This is a genomic window from Mycobacterium sp., from assembly GCF_035499775.1.
In the GTDB taxonomy this organism is placed as follows: domain Bacteria; phylum Actinomycetota; class Actinomycetes; order Mycobacteriales; family Mycobacteriaceae; genus Mycobacterium.
In genome coordinates, this window is sequence record NZ_DATJYB010000215.1 from 1 (window position 1) to 7,263 (window position 7,263).

The 7,263-nt window shown below is 63.2% G+C and carries 7 protein-coding genes and 2 tRNA genes; 6 read left to right on the forward strand and 3 right to left on the reverse strand.

What is annotated here, in order from left to right:
* Nucleotides 1–223 precede the first annotated feature (223 nt).
* Nucleotides 224–637 (forward strand): ABC transporter substrate-binding protein, encoded by a 414-nt coding sequence (locus tag VML93_RS38585; protein ID WP_414686349.1) that lies wholly within the window; start codon nucleotides 224–226, stop codon nucleotides 635–637.
* 41 nt (nucleotides 638–678) lie between these two features.
* Here the strand turns inward: VML93_RS38585 and VML93_RS14010 are convergent, their stop codons facing one another.
* Nucleotides 679–1,176 carry a hypothetical protein gene (locus tag VML93_RS14010; RefSeq protein WP_325611449.1) on the reverse strand — a complete coding sequence of 166 codons (498 nt, stop codon included), beginning with the start codon at nucleotides 1,174–1,176 and terminating at the stop codon, nucleotides 679–681.
* 396 nt (nucleotides 1,177–1,572) lie between these two features.
* Between VML93_RS14010 and VML93_RS14015 the strand changes: the two genes are divergently transcribed.
* Nucleotides 1,573–1,905, forward strand: a complete 333-nt coding sequence (locus VML93_RS14015) for a hypothetical protein (protein ID WP_325611451.1) — start codon at nucleotides 1,573–1,575, stop codon at nucleotides 1,903–1,905.
* Nucleotides 1,906–2,106: 201 nt separating this feature from the next.
* On the forward strand, nucleotides 2,107–4,014 hold the full coding sequence (locus tag VML93_RS14020) for a serine/threonine-protein kinase (RefSeq protein ID WP_325611452.1): 1,908 nt from the start codon (nucleotides 2,107–2,109) through the stop codon (nucleotides 4,012–4,014).
* Nucleotides 4,015–4,370: 356 nt separating this feature from the next.
* Here VML93_RS14020 and VML93_RS14025 read toward each other — a convergent pair.
* A tRNA-Leu gene (locus VML93_RS14025) sits at nucleotides 4,371–4,447 on the reverse strand.
* Nucleotides 4,448–4,679: 232 nt separating this feature from the next.
* On the opposite strand from VML93_RS14025, the gene VML93_RS14030 reads away from it, so the two are divergent.
* The gene (locus VML93_RS14030; RefSeq protein WP_325611454.1) at nucleotides 4,680–5,057 is read left to right on the forward strand and encodes a DUF4189 domain-containing protein; all 378 of its coding nucleotides are present in this window, start codon (nucleotides 4,680–4,682) and stop codon (nucleotides 5,055–5,057) included.
* 542 nt (nucleotides 5,058–5,599) lie between these two features.
* Nucleotides 5,600–5,839 carry a hypothetical protein gene (locus VML93_RS14035; RefSeq protein WP_325611455.1) on the forward strand — a complete coding sequence of 80 codons (240 nt, stop codon included), beginning with the start codon at nucleotides 5,600–5,602 and terminating at the stop codon, nucleotides 5,837–5,839.
* A gap of 181 nt (nucleotides 5,840–6,020) precedes the next feature.
* Here the strand turns inward: VML93_RS14035 and VML93_RS14040 are convergent.
* Nucleotides 6,021–6,094, reverse strand: a tRNA-Leu gene (locus tag VML93_RS14040).
* A 357-nt stretch (nucleotides 6,095–6,451) separates the two neighbouring features.
* Between VML93_RS14040 and VML93_RS14045 the strand changes: the two genes are divergently transcribed.
* Nucleotides 6,452–7,263: PE family protein (locus VML93_RS14045; protein ID WP_325611457.1), on the forward strand; the 812-nt coding region annotated here is incomplete at its 3' end.

Genomic DNA, 7,263 nt, shown 5'->3' on the forward strand with positions numbered 1-7,263 from the left:
AAGATCTCCTCGAACCGGCCGGCCATCTCGAGGTAGCGGTGGCGGTTGTAAGCGTGCAGAAGATAGAGGGGGCGTGGGTTATCCGTCGTCTCAATCAATCGCTCCACAGCGGCGTTGGTCTGGGTGATGTCGAAACGGGTCATTCTAGTCACTTCCCGGTTCCTTCGACGACGACGTCGCCATCGCGCAGTGGGATGGCGAACACCGTTGGCGCGCAGTTGGATTGGTCGCGGCCGGGGTCGATGAGCTCCGGCACGCCATCAGTGATCGCGTTGAGGGGCTTTACGGACCGTGCCAGTGGTTCGACGACGAGACAGATGATCCCGCGGATGGACCCAGCAGCGAGTGGTTCAGCCAGCGTTACCGGGACGTCAATGGTGCCGAGCCGCCGTATCCGGCTGCTGCGGCCTTCGCCGCGGGTGTCCTTTGGCAGCGCTGCGCAGAGGAGGCCGGAACTGTTGAATCGTTACCGGTTCGGGCCGCGTCACAACGACTCGACACCACCACATTGTTCGGTCGGTTTCGTGTCGACCCGATCACCGGCGTGCAAACAGGCCATCAGATTCGCGTCGTTCAGTGGCGAAGCGGAAAGCGGGTGCTGGTGGATCGGCCGCTTCGTCGCCCGGACCACCAATGAGCAATTTGGGGTTGGGCACGGGCGAGCGCGGATTGATCTGTTCACGCCGGTATGACTCCACGAGTGATGAGAATCGCGCGTATTTCCGAAAGCCTCGATTGGCTTTCGTGGTACTCGTAGCCCTTGACAACGGCGACCCAGTCAACGCCTCGATCGACCGCAAACTCGGCAGCCGCGGCAAGTGCTCGGTAGAACGCCGTTGCGATATCATCGGACCAAAGGATCCATACTCCGTGCTGGGTTTCGCACAGGGCGCCGAGGGACGCGAAGAAGCTGTCAAGTGCGCCGCTCACCGGATGTGGATTCAAAAAGTACAAGAGATATGGGATCTCTGAATACAAATTTTGTAAGAAGGCAGCAATCTCCGGATTCAGGTAGGGATGACTCTCCTGTACCTCTGCGAAGCTCAGGACAACCGATCCGCGCCAGATTCGGGCCCGTGCCGGATCAGTGGCGACATGCGTTAGAACACTGCGCACCGCAGCGGTGTCTGAGCGGCGCCACTGGTTCGCCGGGATATCGAGCCGCCGGAGGGTCATTGTGCGGACCGCTACTGGTGTGCCCACTCATGAGTCATTGACCCAGGAGCACTCTGCCGTGAGTATTGGGCGCGCGTATCCCTCACATCTTTCGCACGAGCTCCCCGATCGACGTCCGTTCGACCGAGTTCGAGCTCGTAGACACCCAAAGTCATAAGTACAGCGCCGATTACGGGGTCTACGTAAGGTGTGGCTGTCTGCATGTGGTCCCCACATCCAAGATCCGGCGGCGCTGGCAATTCGTGTTCTCGCGGCGTCTGCTTGATCCAGGCGGCTGGAGGTGCCGCCGATACACGGCATCCTCCCATGTTGCTACCGCCTTCGTCACTAGTTCGAAGAGATGAGGCCGTGTGCGTACTGTCTGAAAACGGTTTAAAAACAAGGAGGCTCACGTCTTTGATCCAGCCGACGGATCGTGAAATCAGCAGCGCGAATCGCCTGCCTCCGCGATGTCGCGGCGAGCAGACCGACGAATCGCTGGCCCACAACGGTGACATCATGAACACCGCCGCCATGGTGACCTATGCTACGACCAAATCGATCAGGCCCGAACAGAACTCGAACGCTGTCTTGAAATGGACGACATATGAGACATCACTTGGGATAGTCACTTTCGCTTCGATGCCCAGGTGGCGGTTCAAGGTCACGAACCGCGTGTTGACGCACAAAGGGTATCGCTGCGCTCCTCGATTGATTCAAACTGACCCACTACCCGCCGCCGCACTGTGACCGGCTCGCCGCAGGCGTGCATTCGGCGTTCCAGGCCGGCCGTGGCTTGTGATGGGTTGGAGCTTCAAGGCACGATTCGGTACCGGACCATTGAACCGAGGCATCCATGCCTCGCGCGGCTCTTGCACCGCCCGTGGTCGGTGATCATGGCGATCGGCGTGAATTGATGATGCTGCTGAAATTTCGGCCTAGGATTTGGCCATGCCCGTGGAGGTCGGCGAGGAGTTTGCCGAATTCACGATCCTACAAGTGCTGGGCGCCGGCGCGATGGGCACGGTTTATTTGGCTTCCCATCCGCGGTTGCCGCGCCAGGATGCGGTGAAGGTGTTGTCGGCAGGGTTGACCGCCGACCCAGAGTATCGGACACGGTTTCTGCGTGAGGCCGACCTGGCGGCTAGTTTGTCGCATCCCCACATCTTGGGCATCTATGACCGCGGTGAATACAACGGGCACCTTTGGATCTCGATGGCCTATGTGGCTGGCACCGACGCCGCCCGGCTGTTGGAGCGCTACCCCGACGGGATGCCGGTCAGTATGGCGCTGCCGATCATCACCGCGGTGGCCTCGGCGTTGGACTACGCCCATCAGCGGGGTTTGTTGCACCGCGACGTCAAACCGGCCAACATTCTGCTGGATTCTCAAGCGCCACGAATTCTTCTGGCCGACTTCGGCATCGCACGCCGCATCGATGACACCTCTAGGCTGACCGCGACCAACACAACCGTGGGCACGGTGGCCTACGCGGCCCCCGAGCAGTTGAGGGGTGAGGCTATCGACGGGCGCGCCGATCAGTACGCCCTGGCTTGCACCGCGTATCACCTGTTGGCTGGTGCGCCGCCGTATGACCATTCCAATCCCGCGGTGGTGATCACCAAGCATGTCACCGCCGCGCCGCCCTCGATTGGTGCGCGCCACCCCGAATTGGCTGGGCTGGATCGGGTGTTCGCCACGGCGATGGCCAAAAACCCTTCCGGCCGGTTTGCCAGTTGCCAGGACTTCGCCCACCAATTGGATTGGCACCTGCGTATGGGCACCTCGACAGCCTCGGCCACGCGGAACACCCAACCGGCGCTCCACCCGCCCGCGCTGCCCCCACCCTTGGCGTCACCACCCATCCGGACGCCGTCCAGGTGGCGCCGCCCCCGCGTGCTGATTCCCGCTTTGCTGGCCGTCGCGTTGCTGATCGCCGGTGGTGTGTTCGCGGGCGTGCAGCTCACACGGCACGACAAGCCGCCGGCCACCGTGGCCGCCCCGCCGGCCGCCCCGCCGGCGGCCCCTGCGGCAGCCGGTGGGGTTCACTTCAACGGCACCTACCGGGCGGATTATGGCCCGGGCACCGATCTCGAAGGTAAACCGGTCGCAGGTGCGCCGACGACCACTGGCACGTGGGGCGTGCGCTCGACGTGTGGCCCCGGCGGTTGCGTGGCAACGGCGTCAATCACTGGTGGCAGCGGAATAATGCTTGTTTCGAATTTGGTGTTCGATCAGGTGGGCGGCAGCTGGGTGGCCATAGGCCTCGCCTCGGCGCAGTGCAACAACGCTCCCGCCGAAGTCTGGGTCATGTACACGCTGCAACCGCATCCCGACGGCACTCTCTCCGGCGAAACCACCAGGGCCACCACCAACAGCGGCTGCGCCGCCAAACGAACCGTGAATTTCACCCGAACCGGCGACCCCGACGTCGACAGAGTTCCTGACCCCGCCACCCTCCCGCCGCGGGCGGTGTCCGCGGCCGAGACGCTACACGGCCGCTACCACGAGGCGATGACTTACACGAACGGGAACATGGTCCCCGGACAGGACGATCTCACAGTCCGTACGTACTGTCTTCGCGCAAGCGATCGGTGCATGAGCTTATTCCACGCACCCGACGGGGTCGTGACATTGGTCTTCGGCGGCGGGAAGTGGACGCGCAACGAAGAGGCCACCGTTCCGTGCGAGGGCGGCGGTACGGCGCACATCAAAATCGCCGCGGAGTACCCGTTACCTGAACCGCTGCAGGATCCGATCCCGTTGCTCACCGGGCACGGTAGTCAAACTGTATCGGCAGGAAGCGCGTGCGCCAGCGCCGGTGATTTCAACGACAAATTTGTGCGCACGGGCGATTAGCCAGGTACTGATCGCAGGTACCGGGTCACATCGCCCGACCCGGGCCGGCCCGGGGGTGCGGCGACTCCGGTCGGCGGGTGGGCGCGGCGGCCGGGGTGACATCATCGATCACCGACGACGGACATCTGGCTAATCGAGGAATCCGCACCTTCAACCACATGATCGGGAACCGTTCTCGGGCGGGGCGGCGGGTTGAGGTCGCGGCCATCTGTTCCCCGAAGATCTGGGCCGGATTGGGGACGCCTTCGACCTGGCTGCGCAGACCTGGCTGCGCAGACTCCTGCGGACCGGTTGCGGACCACGGGGATGTTGCGGCTGTGCCCTCCGATTGGAAAGGCCATCTACCAGCAGTTTTCTGGTGCCCCCAGTCCGACTCGAACGGACACTGTACGGATTTTAAGTCCGCTGCCTCTGCCAATTGGGCTATGGGGGCCTGCCTGATCAAAGGCGTAATCGACCATGACGTTAGCCCCTGCCGAGATGGCCGGCGATGCGGCACGCCTCGGGGCGTGTGTGCCCGGCGGCCGTCGACCTGCTCTAACGCGGCAGCAACGCCAGTTGGCTACGCGAGCGGTCGCGCTGCGAGCGGTGACGGGCGAGGATTGGTGCTATCGCGTCTACCTGCGCCACCACGGCGCAGCGCAACAGATAGTGCCGGGAAGCCCATGATGAAGAAAGCAGCAGTAGCGATCGCAATCGGTCTGGCAGTCGCGGGAGCGCCCCTTGCGTATGCCGATGGCAACTGGATCGCCATGGCGATATCGGACTCCACGGGGCTGATCAAGTTCGTTTCCGGCGGAACCAGCGAAAGTGCCGCCACGCAGACGGTGATGTCGGCATGTCGCAAGACCATCAGCGACTGTCGTCTGCTGGCCACCGGGCAGGGTGGGTGCGTCGCGATCGCCGCGAACGGTGGGAATAGCAGATACTTCGGAGGCTGGGGTCCGACGCGCGACGAAGCGGAGGCCGCAGCACTGGCCAAGGCCGGTGGCGGACGGGTCTTGAACGACCACACCCACTGCCAAGGAGATCCGAGCAGCTAGTGAGTCCGGTCGCCCCGGGGGCCGGACTGGGACCAAAATTGGTGCAGCCCCACCGCTTTCGGCCGCCGAGACGACCGGCAGCGTGCGATCAGGACGCCTTCTTGAGCGATATCTTGTTGGTCTGATGGTATCCGGGCGGGTGGCCGCAGGCCCCTATGTTGTAGGTGATTTCCGATGTGCCCTCGAGGGTATTTGGATCCCATGTGATGTGGGAGCTGGCCGCGTACAGGACGAAAGCACTGTCCGGGCAACTCAAGCTGTTCATTGTGTCCATTACCCATTGACCATCGATCAAATGCGCCTGGCCACTCCCTGCCCCAGCCTTTATCCACAGACATCCGTCGCCGCAGGTACTCACGCTCCAGTCGGTGGTCACGCCTCGGCCGGATGGTGATGTCGAGGTTTCCGTGTAATCCCCGCTCATGGTCGGTGTCTCCGCCCAAGCTGTGCCGGCTGCGCCGACAGCCAAACCAGCGAACACTGCGGTTGCAGCAAAGCCCCGTATGACAGCCATGATCTTGTTCCCTTCATAAGGCTGATGAATGCGTCAGGCGATGTTTGATGGTGTACCACAACTTCGGGTCGGTCGCGATTTGGCAGACTTTGCTGCTGCCAAGCGGCGTCTGATTGGCAAGGAAACAGTTGGTATTGTCGACGGTTTGCCACGGTGTCACCATGTGACGGTCCGCTCGCCGACGGTGATGCGACACCGGAGCATGAGCCAATTAGCAAGGGAGACAACGGTTTCGGTCGGCGAGGAATCTCTCATGGAATACGAGTAGCGGGTTTCGACGTCGCTTACGATCAGGTGTTCCTGGTTCGCGAACGACTGACTCGGGTCCGGCCGGAGTTCAGTCCGGCTTTAGGGGTTCCACGCGCACCAGTCGCGGGCGAAGACCGCACCAGACAGGGGCCGACACCACGACGGCACTGTGGGCAGCCGCATCCTCTTAATTAGTACTGTGCCCCCAGTCGGACTCGAACCGACACTTGACGGTTTTTAAGTCCGCTGCCTGTGCCAATTGGGCTACGGGGGCTCGGCCGCGAAGCTAGCGCGCAGACGCCGGATCCGTGACCGCCACCCCGTCACGTTCGGGCGGGTTTTCCGGATGTGCGTTTCAGCGTTGCTTCGCGTAGGATCCGCGCGCCGCGCTGGTAAGTCCCTCGCTGGGGGTGCATTCAGATGACACCACAGTGTCGGCCGCCATCAACTTGTTAAAACTGTTAGCTCGGTCGTTAAGAAGCCGTAAACGGCCGTCACAGTGTGGCTTTCGGTCAGGACCGTGGAGTTGCGGCTGGCTACATTTACGCCAACGCACAGGGGCCGTTACTTAAACGCACAGGGTTGACCCACCGCACGGGGGTCGACGGTTTCACAGATTGAGGAGCGATAGATGGCATTTCTGACCGCAATCCCACAGGAGCTGCTCTCGGCGGCCCAACAGTTGGAAGGGATCGTTAGTGCGCTGGCAGGACAGAATGCAGGCGCGGCTGGATCCACCACCGCGATTGCTCCGGCAGCCTCCGACCAGGTGTCGCTCCTGCAGGCGGGAATCTTCTCAACCTACGGCACCATGTACCAACAGATCGCTACCGAAGCGCAGACCATCCAACAGCAGTTCGCCAGCACGCTGGGGTTGAGCTCCGGCAGCTATACCGAAACCGAGGCCGTCAACGCGGCTGCGGCAGGGCCGGTCGACGGTTTCCTGTCCTACATCGGTCAGCTCATCGGCGGGCCGGTCACAAGTTCCGGGTCGGCCGGGCCGTTCGGCCTTTCCAGCAACTTCGCAAATATCGGGAACATCGGTGGTGGAAACTGGACCTCGGCCGCTTCGGACCTGCTCGGCCTGGCCGGTGGTGGTCTGTTGCCCACGGATGCCGCCGACGCCGCCGCTGATGCCGGTGCCGCCGACCTCGCCGGCCAGACGGCGCCAGTGGGAGCCGGTGCCGGTGGCATGGGCATGGGCATGGCGCCGGTGGCGGGCATGGGCGGAGCGACCATGGTTGGCAACAAGCTCGCGGTGCCGCCCAGTTGGGCCGCTGCCGCCCCGGCGATGACGAGCCCAGCCACCGCCATCCGGACCGTGGGCTTGACTGGCGCCGTACCGAGTGCCGGCCCCGGCGGGATCATCCCCGGCATGCCCGGGATGGGTGCGGGGGCGCGGAACAGCGCGGGCTTCGGTGCGCCGCGCTATGGCGTCAAGCC

Bases quoted from the DNA above. Each gene is read 5' to 3' on its own strand.
- VML93_RS14030 (WP_325611454.1), top strand. From the start codon at position 4,680: ATGATGAAGAAAGCAGCAGTAGCGATCGCAATCGGTCTGGCAGTCGCG.
- VML93_RS14010 (WP_325611449.1), bottom strand. From the start codon at position 1,176: ATGACCCTCCGGCGGCTCGATATCCCGGCGAACCAGTGGCGCCGCTCA.
- VML93_RS14020 (WP_325611452.1), top strand. From the start codon at position 2,107: ATGCCCGTGGAGGTCGGCGAGGAGTTTGCCGAATTCACGATCCTACAA.
- VML93_RS14035 (WP_325611455.1), top strand. From the start codon at position 5,600: ATGCGTCAGGCGATGTTTGATGGTGTACCACAACTTCGGGTCGGTCGC.